We start from the raw sequence: 23,583 nt of genomic DNA, 5'->3' as shown, positions 1-23,583 counted from the left end.
GTACCGCTCGTAGCGTCGCGGCATGATTCTTGTGACCGGTGGGCTCGGCATGATCGGCGCCCATACCGCCCGCGCGCTGCTCGATCTCGGCGAGGACGTCGTCGTCACGTCGCACCGCCGAGGTGATGTGCCGTCGTTCCTCGACGGGAAGGTCGTGGTCGAGTCCTTGGACGTGACCATCCAGGCCGCGTTCCTCGCGCTCGGGGAGCGGTACGCCGTCAGCGACATCGTGCATCTCGCCGGCAGCGTCCCGGCCGACGATCCGGTCGCGTACTTCCGGACCGACATGACCGGGCTGTTCAACGCGCTCGACGCGGCGCGGGTCTGGGGCGTACGGCGGTCGAGCCGATCACCACCCACGCTCTGCAGGGCACCGGCGTACACCCCGTCGTACTGCGGATCGGGTCGACGTGGGGGCCGCTGATGGATCCGGAGTCCCCGTTCAACTTCATCCCGCCGTACGTCAGCGCCGTACTGCGGGGCGAGACGCCTGCACCGCTGTACGCCGAGGACGGCGGCGACTCGTGCTATGCGCCCGACGCAGGCCGCGCGATCGCCCTGCTCATCACGGCCGACCGGCTGAACCACACGACGTACAACGTCTCCAGCGGTCGGCCGATGCGCAACGGCGACCTCGCCGACGCGCTCAACGTACCGAGCAAACCCGGCGGCCAACCGGGCCCGCACCTGGATATCAGCCGCCTCACCGCGGACACCGGTTTCATCCCGCAGTACGACACGGCCGAGGCCGTCGCCCACTACGTCGCCTGGCGCTCCGAGAACTCCCGCTGACAGAACCGGGAACACCAAATGGTGTGTGGGGACAAGGTATTACTTGTCTCACGTCACCATCACTTGTCGTCGGTTCGTGGGGATGGGTGGTTGGGTGTTCGGTGTGAGGCTCGTTCTGCTGTGTGGGAAGTCGTTCTCCGGGAAGAGCACGGTGGCGCGCGTGCTGGCGCCGCGACTGGGGGCGCGGGTCGTCAGCCTCGACGAGATCAACGTGCGGCGCGGGCTGTGGGGCGGTGACGGCATTCCGGTCGAGGAATGGATCCGGACCCACGAACTGGCGTCGGACGAGGTTCTCGGGCTGCTGACCGCCGGGACGTCGGTGGTCGTCGACGACACCAGTTCGCCGCGGTTCCTGCGGGACGGGTGGCGGTCGCTGGCGGCGGGTGCCGGTGCCGGATTCACCTTGCTGTACGTCGATGTGGACGACGCGACCGTACGGCGGCGGCGGGCCGGGAACCTTGTCGATCCGCGGCGGCGGGACGTCGGGGTCGACGTACTGGAGGAGCACCTTGCCGGGTTCGAGCCACCGGGGGACGACGAGGGCGCCGTACGGGTGAGATCCGTCGAGGACCTGGATCAGTGGTGGAGGGTCGGGCGGTAGACGAGCTCCTGGGTGTTGCCGTCGAGGATTCGGGACTCGAGCAGTTCGAGGTCGAAGTCGGCGGCTCCGCCGAAGATCGGGTCCGAGCCGGTGCGGCCGGAGATGACCGGGAAGATCGTGACCTGGACGCGGTCGACGAGGCCGGCGGCCATCAGCGCGCGGTTCATCGCGAGGCTGCCGTGCGAGCGCAGCGGCAGGTCGGACTCCTTCTTCAGCCGGGCGACGACGTCGACCGCGTCGCCGTGGGCGAGGGTCGCGTTCGCCCAGTCCAGCGGGCCGTCGAGCGTGGTCGAGACGACCGTCGACGGCATCGCCATCATCCGGTTGTTCACCGGGTCGTCGACCTTCGGCGCGTCACTCGAGCCGAGAATCTCCCGGAACAGGCGGAACGTGTTGGCACCGAGCACCAGCCGCTGATCCAAGCTGTACGAGTCCAGCCGCCGCTCGAGAAACTCCGGCCCGGCCTTGCCCCAGTAGCCGCCCCAGTCCCCGTTCTCGTCGTACGAACCGAACCCGTCGAGCGTGCAGAAGATGTCGAAGGTGTAGGTCGCGGTCATGATGCCCTCCTCGGTCAGGCCGGTGCGCTCTTTGTCCATCCAACGAATGCCGAACCCGAGATCCGACACCTACCCCAGCAGATTTCTTTGCAGACGGGACGGGCAGCGGGCCGGGACCCACACTCTTCAACCGACCACACCTGATCTCGTGCAAGCACATCCACCATGTATCCAGACAGCGAGCCTCACCGCCCGCCGACCTCGCCGTCCGGGGCCGGGACGGCTGCACCCGTTTCGCACATCCAAATCACCCAGGCGGCAGGGCTGAGCACCGGTCAACTTCGCCGACGCGGTCAGGTTGCGCTGCGAGCCGTACACGCCGCCGAAGGCGACCACAACAGTCGCCGCGACGCGCGGTCCGTTCGCCGGCGTCCTCCCCAGGTGGGACAACAACAGCCGTCTTGCACCCCCGCACCCCGCACCCGTGCCCCGTGCCCCCGCACCCCCGGTACCCCTGCACCCCTGCACCCCAGCACCGCGGCACCGCGGCACCCGGCACCCGCTACCCGGCACCGACCACGATCCACCGCACCGCAGCGATCAGGTCACACTGCGCACGCCGCCGGAGGCGGCCAAAGAACAGTCACCGCGAAGCGGTGTCCTTTCGTGGCGCTGAGCACCGATCCACCTCGCCGCGGCGGTCAGGTCGCGCAGCGGGATCCGTACGCCGCCGGAGGCGGCCAAAAGGACTGTCGCCGCGAAGCGGTGTCCTTTCGCGGCTGTCCGTCCGGGAGGGATCAGCCGCCGGAGACGCCGATTTCTGCGTCGGCGAGGTCGGCCGTCAGGCCGTCGGTGTCGTCGAGCCAGCCTTGTGGGAGGACGATGTGGTCGCGGGGGCTGCCTTGGCGGCCGCGGGGGGCGCCGAGTTCGGCGACCGGGAACGGGACGTTGCGGTCGAGTTCAGCCAGCAACTCGTCCAGGCGGGCGAGTGAGTCGACCATGCCGAGCGCGGCGCGGAGTTCGCCGCCGGCCGGGAAGCCCTTCAGGTACCACGGGACGTGCTTGCGGAAGTCGCGCAGGCCGCGCTGCTCCCCCATCAGTTCCGCGAGCAGTTCGCCGTGCCGGCGCATCACGTCGGCGACCTCGCCGAGCGTCGGCAGGTTGAGCGCCTCACCACCGGAAAACGCGACCGCGAGATCGCGGAACAGCCACGGCCGACCGAGGCAGCCGCGCCCGACGATGACGCCCGCGCAGCCCGTCTCGGCGACCATCCGCAGGGCGTCGCCGGCTTCCCAGATGTCGCCGTTGCCGAGCACCGGGATGTCGACGTGCTCGACCAGCGCGGCGATCGTGGACCAGTCCGCCTGCCCCGAGTACGCCTGTGACGCCGTACGACCGTGGAGCCCGATCGCCGCCGCACCCGAGTCCGCAGCGATCCGCCCCGCGTCCAGGTAGGTCTGGTGGTCGAGGTCGATCCCGATCCGGGTCTTCATCGTGACCGGCACGCCGTACGGCGTCGCGGCGTGCACAGCCGAGCGCAGGATCGCGCCGAGCAGGTTCCGCTTCCACGGCAGCGCCGCGCCGCCGCCCTTGCGGGTCACCTTGGGGACCGGGCAGCCGAAGTTCAGGTCGATGTGCGCGACGCCGTACCAGTCGCAGAGGATCTGCACCGCACGCCCGATGTACGTCGGGTCGACGCCGTACAGCTGCACCGACCGCACGGTCTCGCGCGCGTCGAACGTCAGCATGTCGAGCGACTTCTGGTCGCCTTCGACGATGCCGCGTGACGTGATCATCTCGCACACGTACAGCCCGGCGCCCTGCTCGGCGCACAGCCGCCGGTACGCCGCATTCGTGATGCCGGCCATCGGCGCCAGCACCACCGGCGTCTCGATCGTCAGATTTCCCAGGTGCAGCATGTCAGGCCTTCGCCACCAGCACCTGTCCGTCGCCGGAAACCTGTGCTTTGTAAGGCTGTACGGCGTTGGCGGTGGTCGTCACGTCGCACGCGATCGGCTCGCCGGAATGCTTGACGACGGCAACATCGTCCATCGTGCACGTCACCTTCGCGGCGTCCGTGACGGTCCGCAGCACGGCGTCCACGACCTTGGCGCGAACGATCGCGACCGACTGCGAGGTGAACTTGTACGACGCCGAGTACTGCTTGGCGTCGACCGTCAGCGTGCCGGTGTAGGGCTTCCCGGCGTACGTCACCGTGCAGGTCAGTTCGTGCTTGCCGGCGGTCTCGACGGTGTCGATGCCGGGGCACTTCACGGTTGTCGCGGCGGCCTTCCCGGCCGTGACCTGGGCCTGCTTCGCGATCGCGAACGTGATCCGCTCGGCGAGCGGCGCGTCGGACTCCGGTTCCCCGGTGACCTTCGGCGTCGGCCAGGGCTTCGACGGTGTCGGCAGCGCGGTCAGCGTCGGTGTCGACGCGGTCGGGATCGGCGCGCTCGACGGTGGCGCGCTCGTGGCGGGCGCCGTCGGCGACGTCCCCGCCTCGGGCTTGGTGTCCGAGCAGGACACCAGCGCGAGCAGCGCCACGGCGACCAGTCCGAAGACGGCCAGATCCCGAATCGGCTTCATCGTCAGCAACCCACCAGGTGCTGGGCGAGATACCCGGTGACCTCGGTCAGGGCGACCCGCTCCTGCTTCATCGAGTCCCGCTCCCGGATCGTCACGGCGTGGTCTTCGAGGGTGTCGAAGTCGACGGTGATGCAGTACGGCGTACCGATCTCGTCCTGGCGGCGGTAGCGGCGGCCGATCGCGCCGGCGTCGTCGAAGTCGACGTTCCAGTTCTGCCGGAGCTCGGCGGCCAGGTCGCGCGCCTTCGGCGAGAGGTCGGCGTTGCGGGACAGCGGCAGCACCGCGGCCTTGACCGGCGCGAGCCGCGGGTCGAACCGCAGGACCGTCCGCTTGTCGACGCCGCCCTTGGCGTTCGGCGCCTCGTCCTCGGTGTACGCGTCGAGCAGGAACGCGAGCACGTTGCGGGTCAGGCCGGCCGCGGGCTCGATCACGTACGGCGTCCAGCGCTCGCCCTTCTCCTGGTCGAAGTACGACAGGTCGGCGCCGGAGTGCTTGGAGTGCGTGGTCAGGTCGAAGTCGGTGCGGTTCGCGATGCCCTCGAGCTCGTCGAACTCCTTGCCGCCGAAGTTGAACCGGTACTCGATGTCGACGGTGCGCTTGGAGTAGTGGCTCAGCTTCTCCTTCGGGTGCTCGTAGAACCGCATGTTGTCCGGGTTCAGCCCGAGGCCGGTGTACCAGTCCCAGCGCGCCTTCAGCCAGTACTCGTGCCAGTCCTCGTCGGAGCCGGGCTCGACGAAGAACTCCATCTCCATCTGCTCGAACTCGCGGGTCCGGAAGATGAAGTTGCCCGGGGTGATCTCGTTGCGGAAGCTCTTGCCGACCTGGGCGATCCCGAACGGCGGCTTCTTCCGCGCGGTGCCCATCACGTTCGCGAAGTTGATGAAGATGCCCTGCGCGGTCTCCGGGCGGAGGTAGTGCAGGCCCTCCTCGGACTCGACCGGGCCGAGGTAGGTCTTCAGCAGGCCGTTGAACATCCGCGGCTCGGTGAAGGTGCCCTTGTTACCGCAGTTCGGGCAGGCGATCTCGGCCAGCTCGACCGCTTCGGGATCCTTGTTCTTGCGGCGGGCGAAGTCCTCGCGCAGGTGGTCGTCGCGGAACCGCTTGTGGCAGGACTGGCACTCGGTCAGCGGGTCGACGAACTCGGCCAGGTGGCCGGAGGCCTCCCAGACCTGGGTCGGCAGGATCACCGAGGAGTCCAGGCCGACGATGTCGTCGCGGCCGGTCACCATCGTCCGCCACCACTGGGTGCGCACGTTGTTCTTCAGTTCGACGCCGAGCGGCCCGTAGTCCCAGGCCGACTTGGTGCCGCCGTAGATCTCGCCGCACGGATAGACGAAGCCCCTGCGCTTGCTGAGGCTGACGACGGCATCGACGGTTTCCACGGGCACTTTTCGACTCCAGAACGGGCACAGAACGGGTACAGAACGGCTACTGACAGATCTACGGAAGGAACCAGGCTATCGGTCCGGGGTGGCCCCGATCGAATCCGTGCTAACTCGGCAGATCCTCGTACGCCGACGGCTCGTCGAGAGCCTGGGACAGCAGGGGCACCGCGGCCACCTTCACCTCATACGGCGACAGCGCGCGCCGGTAACTCCCGATGTTCTCGAACTCGAGCGTCAGCGCCAGCAACTCGGGGTCGTCCACGTTGCGCCCCACGCGTGCCGCGACGAACCCTTTCTGCTTCGCCAGCACGTCGACCGCGGTCCGCATCCGCTCCCCGAAGCCGGCCTGCTCGGCTTCTCCCACCCGAAACCTGATCACCACGAACACGGGCTCAACCATAGGACCTGGAACAATAGAGGTATGAGCACCCCCAGCAGTCCGTTGCGGCAGCGGATCACGAAGATCAGCTATCCGTACGTCGCCAAGCTGCACGCCGCGCCCAAGTTGACGTTGCCGGGGATCACGTTGGTGCTGGCGCTGGTCGGAGTGTTCGCTCCGGTGCCGGTGGGGGTGCCGGCCTTGGTGTTGCTGGCGTTGCTGCTGGGGTGGCTGGCGTTCCTGTCGTGGCCGGCGGTGACCAACGGGCCGCGGTTCCTGCGGATCTTCTCGATCCTCGTGATCCTGCTGTTCGCGGTCTCGCGGATCGCGACCGGCTGAGCCGCGCGGTCCTTCAGGGGCGGCCGAGGCTGTCGTAGGCCGCGTCGACCGCGGCCTCGCGGAGTTCGGCGACCGGCTCGTGGTCGATCATCACCGCGCAGTCGGACAGCCCGCCGAGCGCGACCATGCACCGGACTGCGTCCGACAGCGACGGACTCGCGCCGACCAGGAGCTCGGCGAGCGTCCCGCGCCATTCCATGAAGCGGTCGGCGAGCTTCAGCTCGTGCAGCACCGACAGGTCGCGGATCGCGAGCCGGATCAGCGCACGGTGCTGGTGCGCGAGGTCGAAGTACGAGCCGAGCAGTTCCCGCGGCGCGACCGGTGCGGCCGCCCGTTGCGCCGCGGCGTACGCCTCGAAGTCCGCGATCATCGGCTCGACGAGGCTGTTCAGCAGGTCCTCACGGGACGCGAAGTGGTAGTACAGCGCGGGCTTGGTGACGCCGAGGCGGTCGGCGATGTCGCGCAGGCTGGTCTGCTGCATGCCGCGCTCGGCGAACAGCTCCAGCGCGGCCTGCTGGATCCGCGCCCGGGTGTCGCCCGTCCGTCGTCTCGGCATACCCCGAAGATTAGCTGACCTTCCGGTAAGTAAGCCATTGACAATCGCGCCTCCGTTTACTTACCTTCCGATAAGTAAGGAGGTTGTCATGAAGGTTCTGATCTCGGGTGCCAGCGTGGCCGGTCCGGTGCTCGCCCACTGGCTGCACCGGTACGGCTTCGAGCCGACGCTCGTCGAGCGCACGCCGGCCGGCCGCCACGGACTCGGCGGCCACGCCGTCGACCTGTTCAGCTCCGCCGCCGACATCACCCGCCGGATGGGGTGCTGGGACGCGATCGAGGCGGCCCGCACGCGACTCGACGCGATGACGATCGAGCGGTTCGGCAAGCGCCCGGTCGAGGTCGACCTCAGCCGGATGTACGCCGGGATCTCGAGCCGGCACGTGGAGATCCTCCGCGGCGAGCTGACCCGGATCCTGTACGCCGCCACGCGCGACACCGCCGAGTACGTGTTCGGCGACTCGATCGCGGCCGTGCACGACGACGGCGCCGGTGTCGACGTGACGTTCGAGTCCGGGACGCAGCGCCGTTTCGACCTGGTGATCGGGGCCGACGGCCTGCACTCCAACGTCCGGCGGCTCGCCTTCGGTCCGGAGGAGCCGATGCTCCGGCCGCTCGGCGGTTACCTCGCGGTGTTCTCGATGCCCGACGTCTTCGGTCTCGGCAACCACACACTGTCGCACTTCTCCGTCGGCAAGCTGGTCGGCATCTACGGCGTGCACCAGACCGGCCAGGTTCGCGCCGGGTTCCTGTTCCGCGCGCCTGAGTTGCGCTACGACTACCGCGACAAGGACGAGCAGAAAGCCTTGCTGGTCAAGGAGTTCCGTGACTACGGCTGGAAGGTGCCTCAGTTGCTGGAGCACCTGGTGCCGGCCGAGGACTTCTACTTCGATTCGATCGCACAGATCACTCTGGACACCTGGCACCGCGGCCGGATCGGCCTGGTCGGCGACGCGGGCTACTGCCCCGGTCCGGCAGTCGGCGGCGGCACGAGCCTTGCGGTCATGGCGGCGTACATCCTGGCGGGTGAGCTGGCCGCGGCTCGTAGCGATCTGCCGTCCGGGCTCCGCAACTACGAGCGGACCATCCGGCCGGTCGTCGAGCAGAGCCGACGGTTCGCACCGAAGGTGATGCGCACGATCATTCCGGCCGGTCCCCTGGCGTTGCGGCTGATGCCGACAGCAGCCGCCACGCTGGCGAAGCTGCCCACATCGGTGCAGCGCTTCATCTGGTCGCAGAACTCGGTGGGCAAGGCGCTCAGCTCGGTCCCGATGCCGGACTACTCAGACCTGGTCCAGCCCGAGCGCGGTCAGCCGGTCACGTAGCCACGCGAGCTCCTTGGCGATCCGTTTCGCCAACGCCTGTTGGGTTCTGGGCGCACGCGGCCACACGTACACCTCCGACTCGAGGTGGTGCGTGAGGGGATGCCCGCCGCCGACCAGCCTGGTCAGACACTCGTCCAGTACGCCGGTTGTCGCGCTCAACGGATCCGGTGGCGCGGCATGGGCCGCCAAGTGCGCATGCATCCGCCAGGCCGCGTGACCGGACAGTTCGTTGGCCTGCGCCACGTCGTCGACACCAGGGCCGCCCCACTCACGCACCTGCCGCAGGTACTTCGGTCTGCCGAGCTGACCGAGAGCGTAGCGACCGGACGCGTCCGACGGGTCCACGAGCGTCGGCGCGAGGGACAACTGCGCCTTGACCACATCCACGCCCGCACGCCACAACAGCTCGAACGACTCGGCCGGCTCCTCGAACTGCACTGCGAGATGACAGGTGTCGAGCCCCAGCCCGATGCGCGACCCACCGCCGTACGGACTGGCGTAGCGGTCCAGCCAGGCGGCGGCCTGACCGATCATCTCGAGGACACAGCCCGGCTCGGTCTCGACGGCGATCCGGATCGTCCGGCCGGTCCTGGTCTCGGTCCGGGCGAGGTGCTGCTCGACACGGTCGATCGCCTCGCGCGCGGCCCGGTTGCGGTCCCTCGACCACGGCACCCGCCAGCCGAGCGGCACGGTCGAGATCGATCCGTACGGCGCGTCCGCGGGCAGCAGCTCGGCCAGGACGTCGATCAGGTCGAGCGTGTAGCGGAGCCGTTCGGGATCGGTCCAGTCAGGGCAGTACAGCTTGGTGCCGACGACCTTGTCGCTGAACTGGGCGTGTGGTGTGCCGTTCAGCGTGACGACTTCCAGCCGGTTCCGGTGCAGCGCGCGGCGGAGCTTGCTGAGCGCGGACGGCGAGTTCGCCAGGCGATCGGCGAGCCGGTGCGGGAACCACAGGCCGACGCCGAGGACCGGTACGCCGAGCGCCTTCCGAACCGCGCCGGCGCACGCATCGAGCCCGGCGACCAGCTCGTCGAGCTCCGCGGCCGGATGCACGGTCGCGCTGTACCCCAGGTGGACGGTCGAACCGTCCCGATGACGAAACCTCATCAGCACTCCTCACCCCGTGCAGCCACTGAAGGTAGTCGCAGGCGGACTCTCCGTGACCTAGCAGCAGCGTAAGAGCCTGAAGGCTCAGGCGGAAGGGCTGATTTTCGGTTAGTCCTGCGAGGCCACCAGGTCGCGGGACCGGTCGGCGACCGCCATCGCGGCGAGGGCGGTGGTCAGCGGGACGGCCGCGATGATCCCGAGGCTGCCGACCAGGCCGCGGACCACCTCCATCGCCACCGACTCGGTGGACAGCACCGCCCGGCCGGGAAGGTCCTGGATGGCGAAGATCAGCAGTATCGGCAGCGCGGCGCCGGCGTACGCGAGGACGAGCGTGTTGACCACCGAGGCGACATGGGTCCGGCCGATCCGCAGGCCGGCGCTGACCAGCTCGCGACGGTTCGCGGACGGATTCGCGGCCGACAGCTCCCACACCGCCGCGGCCTGGGTGACGGTCACGTCGTCGAGCACGCCGAGCGCGCCGATCACCATCCCGGCGACCAGCAACCCGGTCAGGTCGATGTCCGGCGCCAGCGCCTTGGCCCCGGACGCCCCCTCGGACGCCAGGCCGCTCAGCTGGCAGAACTTGGTGAAGAACCAGCCGAGCAGCACGGTCAGCCCGAGCGCGGCCACCGTCCCGGACAACGCGATCGAACTCTCCGCATTGATCCCATGCGTCAGGAACAACGCGATCGCCATGATCACCGTGCCGCCGACGACCGCGACGAGGAGCGCATTCTCGCCCTTCAGGATCGCCGGCAGGATGAACTGCGTCAGCATCACCGCGGTCACCGCGAGCGCGATCAGCGCCGCGAAACCGCGCCAGCGCGAGAGTGCGACGACGGCGACCGCGAAGATCGCGGCCAGCCACAACAGCGGCTTGGTCCGGTCGTGATCGACATAGGAGTACCGGTCGGCGACCTCCGGTGCGTCCTGGACGCCGAGCATGATCGTCTGGCCGACCTTGACCGGGATGGACGTCTGGCCGGCCTTCGGAACCTGCACCGGGATGACCGCGCCCTTGTCGGCCCCGGTGGTCAGCTCGACCGTCGCCTCGTCGCACTGGTCCTTCACGTTCGGGCAGGCCTTGACGGCGGTGACCTCGCCGCGGGCCGTGGCGGTCTGGTACGACGCGACCTTCACGTCACCGCCGGGCCACATCACGATCATCGCCACCACGGCGGCCAGCAGCAGCGGGACCAGCACCGCGGCGACCACGATCCGGACCCGGCGAGCGACGATCGCGTCGGAGTTCACCACCGACGTGTCGACCACATGATCCCCGTGCCCATGACCGTGTCCGTGCCCGTGACCCGGCGGAATATCGAGCGCCCGGCGCAGGTTGCGCTTGGAGTCGGCACGTCGTCGCCCGACGTTGCGGCTGGCCAATCTGAACTCCCTGTTTTGACAATCAGTTCCAGTTAAATGAAAATGATTGTCATGAGATCTGGTCTTCGAGCTGTTGTCGCCGGCGCCACCGCCCTGGCCGCCCTCACCCTGGCCGGGTGCGGCGGCTCCGCCAACGACTCCGGTGGCGGCAAGCTCGACGTCGTGGCTTCGTTCTACCCGCTCGAGTTCATCGCCCGCACAGTGGGGGGCGACGCGGTGCACGTGACCACCCTGACCGCGCCCGGTGTGGAGCCCCACGACCTCGAGCTGACCCCCAAGCAGGTCGGCGAGATCGCCGAGGCGAAGCTGGTCCTGTTCGAGAAGGACCTGCAGCCCGCCGTCGACGAGGCCGTCGAGCAGAACGCGAAGGACGCCGGCTTCGACGTCGCCCCGGCCGCGCAGCTGGAGGCGACCGGCGCCGACTTCGAGGAGCACGGGGAAGGCGCCGAGGCGGCCGCGCACAAGGACGACGCCCTCGACCCGCACTTCTGGCTCGACCCGGTGCGCTACGCCGCGGTCGTCAAGGCCGTCGAGGACCGGCTGGTGAGCGTCGACAGCGCCAACGCGGCCGGGTACCACGAGCGTGCCAAGGCCCTGCTCGCCCAGGTCGGCAAACTCGACACCGACTACAAGACCGGTCTGGCGAGCTGCCGGCTGAAGACGTTCGTGACCAGCCACGAGGCGTTCGCCTACCTCGCGAAGCGGTACGGTCTGACGATGGTCGGGATCGCCGGATTCACGCCGGACGCGGAGCCGGCGCCGGCCCGGATCAAGGAGGTCCAGGACATCGTGAAGGCCCAGCACGTGACGACCATCTTCTACGAAGAGCTGGTCAGTCCGAAGGTGGCCGAGACGATCGCCAAGGACGTCGGCGTCAAAACGGCCGTGCTGAGCCCGATCGAGGGCCTCTCGGACGCCAACTCCCAGGAAACCTACCTGACCCTGATGCGGCAGAACCTGCAAGAGCTACAGAAAGCGAACGGCTGCTCGTGACAGTAGAACCGGCAGAACCGGCAGAGCCGGCCAGGGCCGTCCAGGTCGCCGATCTCTCGGTCGACCTGGGCGGCCGCCTGGTGCTTCGGGGCATCGACCTGCAGATCCGCCAGGGCGAGGTGGTCGCCGTGCTCGGCACCAACGGCTCCGGCAAGTCCACGCTGATCAAGACCGTGGTCGGGCTGCTTCCCGCGGCCCGCGGCGAGGTCCGGTTGTTCGGGACGCCGGTCCCCCGCTTCCGCGACTGGCGCCGGGTCGGCTACGTGCCGCAGCGCATCACAGCGGCCGGCGGCGTGCCCGCGACGGTGTACGAGGTGGTGTCGTCCGGCCTGCTGTCGAAGCGGCGGCTGTTCACGCCGCTCGGCGCCGCCGGCAAGCAGGCGATCGAGGAGGCGCTGGAGGTCGTCGACATGGCCGACCGGCGCAAGGACGCGGTCGCCGAGCTGTCCGGCGGGCAGCAGCAGCGGGTGCTGATCGCGCGCGCCCTGGTGTCCGGCCCGGAGCTGCTGATCCTCGACGAGCCGACGGCGGGTGTGGACCTGGCCAGCCAGCAGATCTTCGCCGACGCGATCCGGGAGCGGGTCGCGCGCGGCACGACCGTGGTGATGGTGAGCCACGATCTCGGCCCGATGGACGCGCTGATCGACCGCTCGGTCGTGATGCGCCGCGGCCGCATCGTGTACGACGGCCCGCCGCACGCCTCGCAGACGCACGCCCACGTCCACCACTCGCACACCACCGACGACGAACCGGGGTGGCTCCCGTCATGACCATGTTCCAGCTGGAGTTCATGCAGCGGGCCCTGATCGCGGGCCTGCTCACCGGGTTGTCGGCGCCCGCCATCGGGACGTATCTGGTGCAGCGGCGGCTGTCGCTGATGGGTGACGGCATCGGCCACATCGCGATCACGGGTGTGGCGCTCGGTCTGCTGACCGGCAGCGCACCGGTGCTGACCGCCATCATCGTCTCGATCGCCGGAGCGACCGCCATCGAGCTGGTCCGCGCCCGCGGCAAGGCCACGGGCGACGTGGCGCTCGCGCTTCTCTTCTACGGCGGCATCGCGGGCGGCGTACTGCTCATCGGACTCGCAGGTCAGGGCGCAGCCACGCTGAACACCTACCTGTTCGGTTCACTCACCACCGTCTCCCAGAGCGACCTGTATGTCGTCGTCGGCCTGGCCGTCGCCGTCCTGATCGTCGCGATCGGCCTGGGCCCGCAACTGTTCGCGGTCTGCCAGGACGAGGAGTTCGCCCGTACGACGGGGCTCCGGGTCCAGCTGCTCAACCTGGTGATCGCTGTGATGGCCGCGGTCACCGTGACGGTCGCGATGCGCACCGTCGGGCTGCTGCTGGTCAGTGCACTGATGGTGGTTCCGGTCGCGACGGCGCAACAGATCACGCGGTCGTTCCGCAGTACGTTCATCACCGCGTGCGTGATCGGTGTGGCGGCCTGTCTCGCCGGCATCGTCACGTCGTACAACGCGGACGTCGCGCCGGGCGCGACCATCGTCGTGCTGGCGCTGGCCGGGTTCGTCGTCGCGGCGACGGTCGGGACGCTGCTGCGACGGCGGGCCGGCCGCGCGCGTCCGTTGGCGGACGAGGAGCCGGAGATCGGCGTGCCGGCGCCGGAGCCGCATGTGGTGAGCGCCGGGCACCCGCACGCGCATAACCAGGAGTGCGGGCACAAGAAGGTCGAGCACGGCGACCATGTCGACTATGTGCACGACGGGCATCTGCACGCGGCGCACGGCGACCACTGGGACGAGCACTGATGCAGCAGTGATGCAGCACGGCTGCGGCAGCGAGTTGCTGACTTCTGAGAGACTGGACGGCGGTAATGAGATGACAGGAGGAACGGTGGCTATCGGAACACGCTCGACCCGTCAGCGCGCGGCGGTCGCGCACGCGCTCGACAAGATCGACGACTTCCGGACCGCCCAGGAGATCCACCAGGAGCTCCGGTCCGCCGGTGAGGCCGTCGGCCTGACCACTGTCTACCGCACCCTGCAGGCGCTCGCGGACTCCCGCGAGGTCGACGTCCTGCGCACCGCCGACGGCGAAACGGCGTACCGGCGCTGCTCGAAGGGTCACCACCACCACCTGGTCTGCCGCAACTGCGGGCGGACCGTCGAGGTCGAAGGCCCGGCCGTCGAGCGCTGGGCCGACAAGGTCGCGGCCGAGCACGGGTACGCGGACATCAGCCACACCCTGGAGATCTTCGGCACCTGCGCGGAGTGCCAGAAGGCGTGACGTAGGTCACCTTTGCCTTTGAGCGCACTCGAAGGCATACGGTCGTAGACATGAACGCGACCGAGGTACTGGAGCCGATCGACCGGGACCTGCTGTGCCTGCTCGAGCTGCCGGAGGATCTGCCCGAGCAGCTGTCGATCGCCGAGGCCTCCGAGCTCACCGGCCTCACCCCGCACACCCTGCGGTACTACGAGCGGATCGGTCTGCTCGACGTACGCCGGGACGCCGCCGGCTACCGCAGCTACGACGAGCGGGCGATGGCGCGGATCGTGTTCATCAGCAGGCTGCGTGCCTCCGGCATGCCGATCGGCACAATCAGCCACTATCTGGACCTGGTGCTCGAGGGCGAACACACCGCACCGCAGCGGCTTGCCCTGATGCAGGAGCACCGCGACCGGATCCAGCGGCAGTTGCATGATCTGCAGCTCGCCCTCGCGGTGACCGACTACAAGATCACCGTGTACGGCGGCACCGCCGCCCCGTAACCGACCACTGAGCTCAGCCGACCGTCGCGGACGCTCGGCCGGCGGAGCCATGCCATCTGAAGGCCATCTGAAGGGAAGACTCTGATGAAACTGGGTAGCCAAGGCGCCGAGGTCAGCCGGCTCGGACTCGGCTGTATGGGGATGAGCTACGCGTACGGCACGACCGACGACACCGAGTCCGCCGCGACCCTGCACCGCGCCCTCGATCTCGGTGTCACGTTCCTGGACACCGCCGACATCTACGGCTTCGGCGCCAACGAGGAGCTGATCGGCCGCACGATCGCGGACCGCCGCGACGAGGTGTTCCTGGCGACGAAGTTCGGCATCACCGGAGATCCGCTCACCGACGCGGTGCGGGGCGTGAACGGGTCGCCGGAGTACGTCCGGTCCGCGATCGACGCGTCGCTGCGGCGGCTGGGCGTCGACCACATCGACCTGTACTACCAGCACCGGATGGATCCCGGCGTACCGGTCGAGGAGACGGTCGGCGCGATGGCGGAGCTCGTCGAGGCCGGCAAGGTCCGGTACCTCGGCCTGTCCGAGGCGTCCGCGGCGACGATCCGGCGGGCGCACGCCGTGCATCCGATCACCGCGGTGCAGAGCGAGTGGTCGCTGTTCAGCCGGGACATCGAGGAGTTGGTGCTGCCGGCCTGCCGCGAGCTCGGCATCGGGATCGTGCCGTACTCGCCGCTCGGGCGCGGCATGCTCACCGGCGCGCTGCCCGCGGACCTTCCGGCCGACGACTTCCGCCGTACCTTGCCGCGTTTCTCCGGTGACAACCTGGACGCGAACCTCGCCCTGGTCGAGGAGATCCGCGCGGTCGCCGGCCGGTACGACGCGACGCCCGGCCAGGTCGCGCTCGCCTGGGTGCTTGCGCAGGGCAACGACGTGGCGCCGATCCCGGGCACGAAGCGGCGCAAGTACCTGGAGGAGAACGTCGCGGCGCTGCGACTGGAACTGTCCGCCGCCGACGTCGAGGCGCTCGCGAAGCTGACGCCGGTCGGCACCCGCTACCCGGACATGAACTGGGTCGCCGGGCAGACCGCACCGCGCGACTGATAAACTGACCGCAGTAAGCCTTCCGTACCGGACTCTTCCGGCGGGAGGCTTTTCTGCGTTTCCGACCCTTTCGAAGGAGACCTATGTCCGATCTTCTGGTGCGCCGTGTGGAGCCTTCCGACCGACCCGTGATGGAGCGGCTGTGGTTGATGTTCCGCCACGATATGTCCGAGTTCCAGGGCCAACTCCCGCGACCCGACGGCAGCTACCGCACCGAGTGGCTGGAGAACGCCCTGACCGGCCATCCGGAGTGGGCCGGGTACGTCATCTCGCTCGGCGAGAACCCGGTCGGGTTCTGCCTCATGCGCGCACTGCAGCAGCCGGTACATGTGCTGAACGGGTTCTTCATGGTGCGACCGGTGCGTCGCAGCGGCTTCGGCCTGCGGGCGGTCCAGGAAGTGCTGGCGCATCACCCCGGCCCCTGCGAGGTCGCCTTCCAGGCCAGCAACGAGAAGGCGGTCAGGTTCTGGCAGCGGGTCGCGACCGAGATCTCCGGCGACGTATGGACGCAGGAGGCTCGGCCGATCCCGGGCAAGCCGGACGCGCCGCCGGACCTGTGGATCTCATTCAAGGTGTAAGGGCAGGTCGAAGTACGCGAAGAGGTCCTGGCCGAAGAACACGACGTTGTGAGTGATGCCGGCCTTGGTGACCGTGAACACCTGCAGGCTGTGCGCGTGGAAGCGTCCGTCGTCCCCGCGCACGTAGGCGCCGACGGCCGGCTGCTGGTTGGCCACGGTCGGCAGCACTCGCCAGGCCGGGCCGCGCATCGCGTACACGCGGGCCATGAACTCCCCGTACGCGTCGCGCCCGACGTACCAGAGCGGGGCCGGCGGCATCTCGAGGACGACCTGGTCGGTGAGCAGCCGGGTCAGGCCGTTGACGTCGGCGGCCTCGAAGGCCCGGACGTAGTCGTCGATGACGGAACTGGTCTCCCGGTCGTCAGGCTCGTCGACGTCGTCCTCGGTGATGTCGATCTCGGCCAGCCTGGCGCGGGCCCGCTGAAGCGCGCTGTTCACACTTGCGGTCGTGGTTTCCAGTGCCTCGGCGATGTCTGCGACCGGCCAGTCGAGGACGTCCCGCAGTACCAGGACGGCACGTTGCCGGGCCGGTAGGTACTGCATGGCGGCGATGAGGGCGAGCCGCAGACTCCCCTGGGCGGCGATCGCAGCGGCCGGGTCGCCGGCCGTCGGAAAGGGCTGCAGCCAGGCCACGTCCGTGTTCAGCTCGATCGCCGCCTGAGCGTCCTGGCTTGCACTGACGAGTCCCGACGGCAGCGCGCGCCGGCCCCTGCCTTTGAGAGCAGTCAGGCACGCGTTGGTGGCGATCCGGTAGAGCCAGGTCCGCATCGAGGCGCGCTGCTCGTCGTACGAGTCAGCGGCGCGCCACGCACGCAGCAGCGTCTCCTGCACCAGATCTTCCGCGTCCTGGATCGACCCCAGCATGCGGTAGCAGTGCACCAGCAACTCGCGCCGGTGCGGCTCGGCCCTCAGGTCGAACTTGTCGCGGTCCATCGAGGTCAGCCTCCCACGGTTCGCTTGCCGCAGTACGTACTGCGCAACCTCGCGAAAATCATCGGTCGGCCGCCGATGAATCCTGCCGACCCGCCAGGTATACCCCACGTCCCCTGCAGACAAGGGAGAAACCTGATGACTGCTGTAACAACCACCGACCGCCCGGCGGGCCCGGGCACCCGGCGCGGGCTGATGCTCGCCGTCCTCCTCGTCGGCCAGTTCATGGCGTTGCTCGACACCTCGATCGTGAACGTCGCGATGCCGGCCATCGGTGCCGGCTTCCACGCCTCCGGCGCTTGGCTGCAACTGGTCGTCGGCGGCTACCTGGTCGCGTACGCGATGATGCTGGTCACCGGCGCGCGGCTCGGCGATCTCTACGGTCGCCGCCGGATGTACGTGACCGGCGCGATCCTGTTCACCCTCGCGTCGCTCGCCTGCGGCCTGGCCCCGGCGATCCTGCCGCTGGTGCTGTTCCGCTTCGTGCAAGGGATCGCGGCGGCGCTGATGGTGCCGCAGATCATGAGCCTGATCCAGGCGCATTTCACCGGTCCTGCCCGGGCCAAGGCCTTGTCGGCGTACGGCGTGACGCTGTCCGCCGGTCAGGTCGCCGGGCTGATCGCCGGTGGGCTCCTCGTCGGGGCGAACCTGCTCGGCTCCGGGTGGCGCCCGGTGTTGCTGGTGAACGTCCCGGTCGGCATCTGCCTCACACTGCTCGTACCGCTGTCCGTGCCGGCGGACCGGCCGGGTGCGACGCGCCGTCTCGACGTCATCGGCCTGGCGCTGTCGACCTGTGCCGTACTGCTGATGGTGCTGCCGGCGGTGGTCGGTCACGAGGTCGGCTGGCCGCTCTGGACCTTCGGCTGCAGCGCCGCCGGGGTGGTGGTCGCGGTGGTCTTCATACGGTTCGAACGGCGGCTTGCGGACCGCGGCGGCGACCCGCTGCTGAACCTCGACGTACTGCGCGCCCGCGGTCTGCCATCCGGTCTCGTGACGCTCGCCTGCACGCTGCTGGCGATGGGCGGGTTCCTGTTCACCTTCACCCTCCACCTGCAGCACGAACTCGGTGAATCCCCTGAGCAGGCCGGTCTCACCTGGCTGCCGTTCGCCGTCACGTTCGGCCTGGTCGGCTATTTCTGGCGTGTCCTCCCGCGCCGAGTGCACCACCTGGTCGTTCCCGCCGGCCTCGTGTTGTGCGCGCTCGGCTATGCCGGCGTCAGCTTGTCGGTTGTGTGGCCTGGTCTCGTCCTGGCGGGCGCAGGCATGGGTCTGGCCGCGAGCCCACTCGTCACCCAATCCCTGGTCCACGTGCCGTTGGCCCGGGCCGGCGACGCGAGCGGCATCCTCACCACCGCCATGCAACTCAGCCAGGTCGGCGGTGTCACGCTGTTTGGAACGCTGTTCCTGTCGGTACGGTCCTTCGGCACGACGAGTTGGTCGATCGCGTCGACGGCCGCGATCGGCATCGTCGCGGCCGGCTTCCTTGCCCGGGCGGTCCGAGCTCGCTAGAAGACGACGACCGAGCGCAGGACGTCCCCGTGGTGCATCTTCGCGAACGCGTCCTCGACCTCGTCCAACGCGATCGTCTCGGAGACGAAGCGGTCCAGCGGCAGGCGGCCCTGGAGGTGCAGGTCGATCAGCAGCGGGAAGTCACGGGTCGGCAGGCAGTCGCCGTACCAGCTCGACTTGAGCGAGCCGCCGCGGCCGAAGAAGTCCAGCAACGGCATCTCGAGGCGCATCTCGGGAGTCGGTACGCCGACCAGCACGACCGTGCCGGCCAGGTCGCGGGCGTAGAACGCCTGCTTCCAGGTCTCGGGCCGGCCGACCGCGTCGATCACGACGTCGGCGCCGAAGCCGCCGGTGAGCTCCTGCACCGCCGCGACGACGCCGTCGTGGTCGAGGCCCTTGGAGTTCACCGCATGCGTTGCGCCGAGCTCCTGCGCGGTGGCGAGCTTGCGCTCGTCGATGTCGATCGCGATCACCTTCGCGGCCCCGGCGAGGCGGGCGCCGACCACGGCCGCCGTACCGACGCCGCCCGAACCGATCACGGCGACGGTGTCACCGCGGCCGACGTTGCCGGTATTGAGCGCGGCGCCGAGGCCGGCCATCACGCCGCAGCCGAGCAGGCCCGCGACCTCGGGCTTCGCCGCCGGGTCGACCTTCGTGCACTGCCCGGCCGCGACCAGGGTCTTCTCCGCGAACGCCCCGATGCCGAGCGCGGGGCTCAGCTCGGTGCCGTCGGCCAGCATCATCTTCTGCTGCGCGTTGTGCGTGTTGAAGCAGTACCAGGGCCGTCCCCGCAGGCAAGCACGACAATTGCCGCAGACCGCCCGCCAGTTCAGTACGACGAAGTCGCCCGGCTGCACGTCGGTGACGCCGTCGCCGACCGCCTCCACGATCCCCGCGGCCTCGTGCCCGAGCAGGAACGGGAACTCGTCGTTGATCCCGCCCTCGCGGTAGTGCAGGTCCGTGTGGCAGACCCCGCACGCCTGCACCTGCACGACCGCCTCACCCGGCCCCGGGTCCGGGATCGTGATCTCCTCGATCGTCACCGGCGCACCCTTGCCCGCCGCCACCACACCACGCACCGTCTGAGCCATTCCCCGAACCTAGCTGGCTCGACCCACCGGCGTACACCCTTGTGTCCACCGGTCGGGGGACAGCCCGTCCGCCGAGCGGTGCTCCCGGCGGGTGGTCGCGGGCAGCCAGAGTTGAGGCATGGAGAACGACGACGCAGTGCGGGTGCGCGGTCTGGTCAAGAGGTACCCCGACAAGGTGGCGGTCGACGGGGTCGACCTGGACATCCACCGGGGCGAGGTGTTCGCCCTGCTCGGGCCGAACGGGGCCGGTAAGACGACGACCACGGAGATTCTGGAGGGGTATCGCCGGGCCGACGAGGGCGAGGTGAGCGTGCTGGGCACCGACCCGGCCCGCGGCGACCGGTACTGGCGGGCGCGGCTCGGGATCGTCGCGCAGACGACCCGGGACGAGGCGGTGCTGTCGGTCACGGAGATGATCAGGCACTTCGCCGGGTACTACCCGAACCCGCGCGACCCCGACGAGGTGATCGCCGCGGTCGGGCTCGAGGAGAAGCGCCGGACCCGGGTACGCAACCTGTCCGGCGGGCAGCGTCGCCGGCTGGACGTCGCTCTCGGTGTGATCGGCAACCCGGAGCTGCTGTTCCTCGACGAGCCGACCACCGGGTTCGACCCGGAGGCGCGCCGTCAGTTCTGGACGCTGATCGAGGAGCTCCGCACCGAGGGCACCACGATCCTGCTCACCACCCACTACCTCGACGAGGCCGAGCACCTGGCCGACCGGGTCGGCGTGATCGCCGACGGCCGGATGGTCGAGGTCGCGACGCCGGACACGCTCGGCGGCCGCGGCGCCCGCACCGCGCGCGTCTCCTGGCTGACCCCAGACGGCCCGCGCGAGGTACGCACCGACCGGCCGACCGCCGAGGTCGCCCGGCTGATGGCCGAGTACGGCGGGTCGGAGGTGCCGGAGCTGCAGGTCCGGCGGCCGAGCCTGGAAGACGTCTACCTGGAACTCATCGGAGTGGCGAGCGCCGCCCCGGAACCGGAAGGAGCTCTCGCGTGAGCCCCGAAGTGAGCACCGTACTGCCGTCGCCGCTGAAGGTCGGACTGTCCCGCACCGCGATCGAGGTGAAGGAGTTCTTCCGCGAGCGCGAGCAGCTGATCTTCACGTTCTTCTTCCCGATCATCTTCCTCGGCATCTTCTCCGCCGTGTTCAGCGGCACCGACTTCTCCGGCGGCGTCACCGCCGCGACCTACTTCACCCCCGGGATGATTGCCTCCGGCATCTTCCTGACCAGCTTCCAGTCGCTGGCCATCGCGATCGCGATCGAGCGCGACCAGGACGTCCTCAAGCGGCTGCGCGGTACGCCGATGTCGCCGCAGTCGTACTTCATCGGCAAGATCGGCATGGTCCTGGTCACCTCGGTCCTGCAGTTCGCGCTGCTGCTGACGATCGCCGGCCTGCTGCTCGGCGTCGCCGTCCCGACGTCGCCGGAGAAGTGGCTGAACTTCCTCTGGATCTTCGTACTCGGCACCGCGTCCGGCTCGGTGCTCGGCATCGCGTTCTCGGTCGTCCCGAAGTCCGGCCGGGCGGCGTCCGCGGTGGTCACGCCGGTCGTCCTGCTGCTGCAGTTCATCTCCGGCGTGTACTTCGTCTACAGCAGCCTGCCCGCCTGGATGCGGACGGTGTCGGAGTTCTTCCCGCTGAAGTGGCTCGCGCAGGGCATGCGGTCGGTGTTCCTGCCCGACGGGTACCAGGTGAACGAGCCGGGCGGGTCCTGGCAGCTCGGCACCGGCGCGATGGTCCTCACCGCCTGGCTGCTCGTCGGCCTGTTCCTCGCCCAGCGCCTGTTCCGCTGGACCCGCCGGGACGCGGGCTGATGGACCGCCCCGCCTGGACCGGACCGCGGGTCTGGATCCTGGCGTGGAGGATGATGGGGTCCGTGCAGAGCTCACGAGACAGTGCCGGGCAGCCCGTCTGGACACGGACACTGATCGGCTGGCACATCGTGTTCTGGGTTCTGCTCGGGATGACGCTGGCCCTGTCCTTCACCGGCGATCTCGGCGCCACGCGGCAGGCGGTGTACGCCGGGACGGTCGTGCTGCTCGGCGCGGCGTACCAGTTCGTCGGGCTGCCCGCGGTCCGGTCCCGGCGGGCGCTCCCGTCGTACACCTATCGGCTGGTCCTGATCGCCTGCCTGACGGTGCTGATCGGGATCTACCCGCAGTCGGTGTTCCTGATGTTCATCGCGTCGGCGCAGATCTGGTTGCTGTGCGAGGACATCCGCGAGGGCGTCGGCCTCAGCCTGCTGCTCGTGGTCGGCGTCGGTACGGCGCAGTTGTGGAGCGCCGGGTGGGGCTGGGACGCGTTCTGGCAGATCCTGCCGTGGATGCTGGTCAGTCTCGTGGTCAGCCTGCTGTTCGGGATCTGGATCGAGAAGGTGATCACCCAGAGCCAGCAGCGCGCCGAGCTGATCGAGCAACTCGAGTCGGCCCGGGACGAGCTCGCCGAGGCGCACCACAGCGCCGGCGTGATGGCCGAGCGGGAGCGGATGGCGCGCGAGATCCATGACACGCTCGCGCAGGGCATGACGTCGATCGTGATGCTCGCGCAGGCCGCCGCCGTCGAGCTGTCCCGGGGCGGGACCGACGGCGCCGCGGCCCGGCTGGCGGCGATCGAGGACACCGCGCGGGAGAACCTGGCCGAGGCGCGCGCACTGGTTGCCGCGTTCACCCCGGTCGCGTTGTCCGAGGCAACCTTGACCGAGGTGCTGCGCCGGCAGGCGGAGCGGTTCGCCGCGGAGACCGGGGTCGACGTACAGGTCGCACTGGACCTGCCGGACGACGAGGTCGCGGCGCTGCCGCAGGCGCAGCAGGTCGTGTTGTTGCGGTCGGCGCAGGAGGCGCTGGCGAACGTCCGCAAGCACGCGGCGGCCACGCAGGTGCTGATCACGCTCGGGCTGTCCGACGGCCGGGTATGGATCGAGATCCGCGACGACGGATCCGGGTTCACGCCGGGTTCGGTGTCGGGCGGCTTCGGGCTGAGCGCCATGCGCGGGCGGGTCGAGGAGTCCGGCGGCAGCGTCGAGGTGGAGAGCAGCCCCGGTCACGGCACCCGGGTGCAGGTCCTGATTCCGGCAGTGCAGGAGGATGTGTGATCCGGGTTCTGGTGGTCGACGACCACCCCGTCGTACGGTCCGGGCTGAGCGGGATGCTCTCGGTCACCGACGACATCTCCGTCGTCGGCGAGGCGGGTGACGGTCTCGAGGCGCTCGCCCTGGTGGAGTCGACGGTGCCGGACGTCGTACTGATGGATCTGCGGATGCCGCGGATGGACGGGGTGGCCGCGACCGGGGCGATCGTGTCCGGCTACCCGTCGACGCGGGTGCTGGTGCTGACGACGTACGACACCGACACGGAGATCCTGCACGCGGTCGAGGCCGGCGCCGCGGGATACCTGCTGAAGGACACGCCGCACGTCGAGCTGCTGAACGGGATCCGGGCCGCCGCGCGCGGTGAGACCGTCCTCGCGCCGCCGGTCGCGGCGCGGCTGATGTCGCGTCTGCGGACGCCGGCAGCGCCCGCCGCGGCGCAGCCGTCACCGCGCGAACTCGAGGTGCTGGCCGCGGTCGCCCGCGGGCTCAGCAACGCCGAGATCGGCCGCGAACTGTTCATCGGCGAGGCCACGGTCAAGACACATCTGCAGCGGCTGTTCGCCAAGCTCGACGTCGACGACCGGACGCGAGCGGTCACCGTGGCGATAGAACGCGGCCTGCTCCCCTCACCCGGCCGCTGACCTG

Annotated in this window: 27 protein-coding genes; 17 read left to right on the top strand and 10 right to left on the bottom strand. The window is 69.4% G+C overall.

The features are described from left to right. Window positions 1–22: 22 nt before the first annotated feature. The 3 genes from AB0I12_RS21380 (at window position 23) to AB0I12_RS21370 (ending at window position 1,393) form a co-directional block, all read left to right on the top strand. Window positions 23–424, top strand: a complete 402-nt coding sequence (locus AB0I12_RS21380) for an NAD-dependent epimerase/dehydratase family protein (RefSeq protein WP_359932329.1) — start codon at window positions 23–25, stop codon at window positions 422–424. Continuing rightward, a complete protein-coding gene (locus tag AB0I12_RS21375; RefSeq protein ID WP_359932326.1) occupies window positions 424–792 on the top strand; it encodes a hypothetical protein in 369 nt (122 codons plus the stop codon). The genes AB0I12_RS21380 and AB0I12_RS21375 overlap by 1 nt, the downstream gene beginning before the upstream one ends. Before the next feature lie 103 nt (window positions 793–895). Next, on the top strand, window positions 896–1,393 hold the full coding sequence (locus AB0I12_RS21370; protein WP_359932323.1) for an ATP-binding protein: 498 nt from the start codon (window positions 896–898) through the stop codon (window positions 1,391–1,393). On the opposite strand, the gene AB0I12_RS21365 is transcribed toward AB0I12_RS21370, so the two are convergent. The 5 genes from AB0I12_RS21365 to AB0I12_RS21345 all read right to left on the bottom strand — a co-directional run bounded on the left by AB0I12_RS21365 (window position 1,369) and on the right by AB0I12_RS21345 (window position 6,261). Next, complete coding sequence (locus AB0I12_RS21365) at window positions 1,369–1,989, bottom strand: dihydrofolate reductase family protein (protein ID WP_359932320.1); 621 nt, start codon at window positions 1,987–1,989, stop codon at window positions 1,369–1,371. The genes AB0I12_RS21370 and AB0I12_RS21365 overlap by 25 nt on opposite strands. Window positions 1,990–2,687: 698 nt before the next feature. Further along, window positions 2,688–3,809, bottom strand: coding sequence for a tRNA dihydrouridine synthase DusB (gene dusB / locus AB0I12_RS21360; protein WP_359932317.1), 1,122 nt, complete (start codon window positions 3,807–3,809; stop codon window positions 2,688–2,690). A 1-nt stretch (window position 3,810) separates the two neighbouring features. Then, on the bottom strand, window positions 3,811–4,476 hold the full coding sequence (locus AB0I12_RS21355; RefSeq protein WP_359932314.1) for a hypothetical protein: 666 nt from the start codon (window positions 4,474–4,476) through the stop codon (window positions 3,811–3,813). A 2-nt stretch (window positions 4,477–4,478) separates the two neighbouring features. After that, window positions 4,479–5,864 carry a glycine--tRNA ligase gene (locus AB0I12_RS21350; RefSeq protein ID WP_359932311.1) on the bottom strand — a complete coding sequence of 462 codons (1,386 nt, stop codon included), beginning with the start codon at window positions 5,862–5,864 and terminating at the stop codon, window positions 4,479–4,481. 103 nt (window positions 5,865–5,967) lie between these two features. Continuing rightward, a complete protein-coding gene (locus AB0I12_RS21345) occupies window positions 5,968–6,261 on the bottom strand; it encodes an antibiotic biosynthesis monooxygenase (RefSeq protein WP_359932308.1) in 294 nt (97 codons plus the stop codon). 21 nt (window positions 6,262–6,282) lie between these two features. Here AB0I12_RS21345 and AB0I12_RS21340 point away from each other — a divergent pair, with 21 nt between their 5' ends. After that, window positions 6,283–6,579 carry a DUF6703 family protein gene (locus AB0I12_RS21340; protein WP_355688907.1) on the top strand — a complete coding sequence of 99 codons (297 nt, stop codon included), beginning with the start codon at window positions 6,283–6,285 and terminating at the stop codon, window positions 6,577–6,579. Window positions 6,580–6,592: 13 nt separating this feature from the next. Here AB0I12_RS21340 and AB0I12_RS21335 read toward each other — a convergent pair whose 3' ends face one another. Continuing rightward, on the bottom strand, window positions 6,593–7,135 hold the full coding sequence (locus AB0I12_RS21335) for a helix-turn-helix domain-containing protein (protein WP_359932305.1): 543 nt from the start codon (window positions 7,133–7,135) through the stop codon (window positions 6,593–6,595). An 88-nt stretch (window positions 7,136–7,223) separates the two neighbouring features. On the opposite strand from AB0I12_RS21335, the gene AB0I12_RS21330 reads away from it, so the two are divergent. Continuing rightward, window positions 7,224–8,459: an FAD-dependent monooxygenase gene (locus AB0I12_RS21330; RefSeq protein WP_359932302.1), complete on the top strand. Its 1,236-nt coding sequence runs from the start codon at window positions 7,224–7,226 to the stop codon at window positions 8,457–8,459. Here AB0I12_RS21330 and eboE read toward each other — a convergent pair. Further along, window positions 8,418–9,566, bottom strand: a complete 1,149-nt coding sequence (gene eboE / locus AB0I12_RS21325; protein ID WP_359932299.1) for a metabolite traffic protein EboE — start codon at window positions 9,564–9,566, stop codon at window positions 8,418–8,420. The genes AB0I12_RS21330 and eboE overlap by 42 nt on opposite strands. 108 nt (window positions 9,567–9,674) lie before the next feature. Then, entirely contained in the window at window positions 9,675–10,952 is a 1,278-nt protein-coding gene (locus AB0I12_RS21320) for a YibE/F family protein (protein ID WP_359932296.1), read from the bottom strand. A gap of 51 nt (window positions 10,953–11,003) precedes the next feature. Here AB0I12_RS21320 and AB0I12_RS21315 point away from each other — a divergent pair, with 51 nt between their 5' ends. The 7 genes from AB0I12_RS21315 (at window position 11,004) to AB0I12_RS21285 (ending at window position 16,316) form a co-directional block, all read left to right on the top strand. After that, complete coding sequence (locus AB0I12_RS21315; RefSeq protein ID WP_359932293.1) at window positions 11,004–11,945, top strand: metal ABC transporter substrate-binding protein; 942 nt, start codon at window positions 11,004–11,006, stop codon at window positions 11,943–11,945. Beyond that, complete coding sequence (locus AB0I12_RS21310) at window positions 11,942–12,715, top strand: metal ABC transporter ATP-binding protein (RefSeq protein WP_359932290.1); 774 nt, start codon at window positions 11,942–11,944, stop codon at window positions 12,713–12,715. The genes AB0I12_RS21315 and AB0I12_RS21310 overlap by 4 nt, the downstream gene beginning before the upstream one ends. Then, window positions 12,712–13,716: a metal ABC transporter permease gene (locus AB0I12_RS21305; protein ID WP_359932287.1), complete on the top strand. Its 1,005-nt coding sequence runs from the start codon at window positions 12,712–12,714 to the stop codon at window positions 13,714–13,716. The genes AB0I12_RS21310 and AB0I12_RS21305 overlap by 4 nt, the downstream gene beginning before the upstream one ends. 85 nt (window positions 13,717–13,801) lie before the next feature. Continuing rightward, the gene (locus AB0I12_RS21300; RefSeq protein ID WP_359932284.1) at window positions 13,802–14,194 is read left to right on the top strand and encodes a Fur family transcriptional regulator; all 393 of its coding nucleotides are present in this window, start codon (window positions 13,802–13,804) and stop codon (window positions 14,192–14,194) included. A gap of 50 nt (window positions 14,195–14,244) precedes the next feature. Next, window positions 14,245–14,679 carry a MerR family transcriptional regulator gene (locus AB0I12_RS21295; RefSeq protein WP_359932281.1) on the top strand — a complete coding sequence of 145 codons (435 nt, stop codon included), beginning with the start codon at window positions 14,245–14,247 and terminating at the stop codon, window positions 14,677–14,679. Between the two features lie 84 nt (window positions 14,680–14,763). Further along, window positions 14,764–15,738: an aldo/keto reductase gene (locus AB0I12_RS21290; protein WP_359932278.1), complete on the top strand. Its 975-nt coding sequence runs from the start codon at window positions 14,764–14,766 to the stop codon at window positions 15,736–15,738. A gap of 83 nt (window positions 15,739–15,821) precedes the next feature. Then, entirely contained in the window at window positions 15,822–16,316 is a 495-nt protein-coding gene (locus tag AB0I12_RS21285) for a GNAT family N-acetyltransferase (RefSeq protein ID WP_359932275.1), read from the top strand. Here the strand turns inward: AB0I12_RS21285 and AB0I12_RS21280 are convergent. Beyond that, window positions 16,302–17,249 (bottom strand): sigma-70 family RNA polymerase sigma factor, encoded by a 948-nt coding sequence (locus AB0I12_RS21280; RefSeq protein WP_359932272.1) that lies wholly within the window; start codon window positions 17,247–17,249, stop codon window positions 16,302–16,304. The two genes, AB0I12_RS21285 and AB0I12_RS21280, sit on opposite strands and share 15 nt — an antisense overlap. Window positions 17,250–17,384: 135 nt before the next feature. Here AB0I12_RS21280 and AB0I12_RS21275 point away from each other — a divergent pair, with 135 nt between their 5' ends. Then, on the top strand, window positions 17,385–18,755 hold the full coding sequence (locus AB0I12_RS21275) for an MFS transporter (protein WP_359932269.1): 1,371 nt from the start codon (window positions 17,385–17,387) through the stop codon (window positions 18,753–18,755). Here the strand turns inward: AB0I12_RS21275 and AB0I12_RS21270 are convergent. Continuing rightward, window positions 18,752–19,846, bottom strand: coding sequence for an S-(hydroxymethyl)mycothiol dehydrogenase (locus AB0I12_RS21270; protein ID WP_359932266.1), 1,095 nt, complete (start codon window positions 19,844–19,846; stop codon window positions 18,752–18,754). The two genes, AB0I12_RS21275 and AB0I12_RS21270, sit on opposite strands and share 4 nt — an antisense overlap. Before the next feature lie 118 nt (window positions 19,847–19,964). Between AB0I12_RS21270 and AB0I12_RS21265 the strand changes: the two genes are divergently transcribed. The 4 genes from AB0I12_RS21265 to AB0I12_RS21250 are packed head-to-tail and all read left to right on the top strand — an operon-like array spanning window position 19,965 to window position 23,579. Next, a complete protein-coding gene (locus tag AB0I12_RS21265) occupies window positions 19,965–20,846 on the top strand; it encodes an ABC transporter ATP-binding protein (protein WP_359932263.1) in 882 nt (293 codons plus the stop codon). Next, on the top strand, window positions 20,843–21,664 hold the full coding sequence (locus tag AB0I12_RS21260; protein WP_359932260.1) for an ABC transporter permease: 822 nt from the start codon (window positions 20,843–20,845) through the stop codon (window positions 21,662–21,664). Before AB0I12_RS21265 ends, AB0I12_RS21260 begins: the two co-directional genes overlap by 4 nt. A 53-nt stretch (window positions 21,665–21,717) precedes the next feature. Continuing rightward, window positions 21,718–22,941, top strand: a complete 1,224-nt coding sequence (locus AB0I12_RS21255; protein ID WP_359933111.1) for a sensor histidine kinase — start codon at window positions 21,718–21,720, stop codon at window positions 22,939–22,941. Next, window positions 22,938–23,579, top strand: coding sequence for a response regulator transcription factor (locus tag AB0I12_RS21250; RefSeq protein ID WP_359932257.1), 642 nt, complete (start codon window positions 22,938–22,940; stop codon window positions 23,577–23,579). Before AB0I12_RS21255 ends, AB0I12_RS21250 begins: the two co-directional genes overlap by 4 nt. The last annotated feature ends 4 nt before the right edge of the window (window positions 23,580–23,583 follow it).

Source organism: Kribbella sp. NPDC050459 (assembly GCF_040655315.1).
In the GTDB taxonomy this organism is placed as follows: domain Bacteria; phylum Actinomycetota; class Actinomycetes; order Propionibacteriales; family Kribbellaceae; genus Kribbella.
Note: the sequence above shows the minus strand (reverse complement) of the source record. Positions and strands in the feature narration are given on the sequence as shown.

What these genes read in the sequence shown, in the direction of transcription:
- AB0I12_RS21380 (WP_359932329.1), top strand. Translation starts at nt 23, where the DNA reads ATGATTCTTGTGACCGGTGGGCTCGGCATGATCGGCGCCCATACCGCC.
- AB0I12_RS21375 (WP_359932326.1), top strand. Translation starts at nt 424, where the DNA reads ATGGATCCGGAGTCCCCGTTCAACTTCATCCCGCCGTACGTCAGCGCC.
- AB0I12_RS21365 (WP_359932320.1), bottom strand. Translation starts at nt 1,989, where the DNA reads ATGGACAAAGAGCGCACCGGCCTGACCGAGGAGGGCATCATGACCGCG.
- dusB (WP_359932317.1), bottom strand. Translation starts at nt 3,809, where the DNA reads ATGCTGCACCTGGGAAATCTGACGATCGAGACGCCGGTGGTGCTGGCG.
- AB0I12_RS21355 (WP_359932314.1), bottom strand. Translation starts at nt 4,476, where the DNA reads ATGAAGCCGATTCGGGATCTGGCCGTCTTCGGACTGGTCGCCGTGGCG.
- AB0I12_RS21345 (WP_359932308.1), bottom strand. Translation starts at nt 6,261, where the DNA reads ATGGTTGAGCCCGTGTTCGTGGTGATCAGGTTTCGGGTGGGAGAAGCC.
- AB0I12_RS21340 (WP_355688907.1), top strand. Translation starts at nt 6,283, where the DNA reads ATGAGCACCCCCAGCAGTCCGTTGCGGCAGCGGATCACGAAGATCAGC.
- AB0I12_RS21335 (WP_359932305.1), bottom strand. Translation starts at nt 7,135, where the DNA reads ATGCCGAGACGACGGACGGGCGACACCCGGGCGCGGATCCAGCAGGCC.
- AB0I12_RS21330 (WP_359932302.1), top strand. Translation starts at nt 7,224, where the DNA reads ATGAAGGTTCTGATCTCGGGTGCCAGCGTGGCCGGTCCGGTGCTCGCC.
- eboE (WP_359932299.1), bottom strand. Translation starts at nt 9,566, where the DNA reads ATGAGGTTTCGTCATCGGGACGGTTCGACCGTCCACCTGGGGTACAGC.
- AB0I12_RS21315 (WP_359932293.1), top strand. Translation starts at nt 11,004, where the DNA reads ATGAGATCTGGTCTTCGAGCTGTTGTCGCCGGCGCCACCGCCCTGGCC.
- AB0I12_RS21305 (WP_359932287.1), top strand. Translation starts at nt 12,712, where the DNA reads ATGACCATGTTCCAGCTGGAGTTCATGCAGCGGGCCCTGATCGCGGGC.
- AB0I12_RS21295 (WP_359932281.1), top strand. Translation starts at nt 14,245, where the DNA reads ATGAACGCGACCGAGGTACTGGAGCCGATCGACCGGGACCTGCTGTGC.
- AB0I12_RS21290 (WP_359932278.1), top strand. Translation starts at nt 14,764, where the DNA reads ATGAAACTGGGTAGCCAAGGCGCCGAGGTCAGCCGGCTCGGACTCGGC.
- AB0I12_RS21285 (WP_359932275.1), top strand. Translation starts at nt 15,822, where the DNA reads ATGTCCGATCTTCTGGTGCGCCGTGTGGAGCCTTCCGACCGACCCGTG.
- AB0I12_RS21280 (WP_359932272.1), bottom strand. Translation starts at nt 17,249, where the DNA reads ATGGACCGCGACAAGTTCGACCTGAGGGCCGAGCCGCACCGGCGCGAG.
- AB0I12_RS21275 (WP_359932269.1), top strand. Translation starts at nt 17,385, where the DNA reads ATGACTGCTGTAACAACCACCGACCGCCCGGCGGGCCCGGGCACCCGG.
- AB0I12_RS21270 (WP_359932266.1), bottom strand. Translation starts at nt 19,846, where the DNA reads ATGGCTCAGACGGTGCGTGGTGTGGTGGCGGCGGGCAAGGGTGCGCCG.
- AB0I12_RS21265 (WP_359932263.1), top strand. Translation starts at nt 19,965, where the DNA reads ATGGAGAACGACGACGCAGTGCGGGTGCGCGGTCTGGTCAAGAGGTAC.
- AB0I12_RS21255 (WP_359933111.1), top strand. Translation starts at nt 21,718, where the DNA reads ATGGGGTCCGTGCAGAGCTCACGAGACAGTGCCGGGCAGCCCGTCTGG.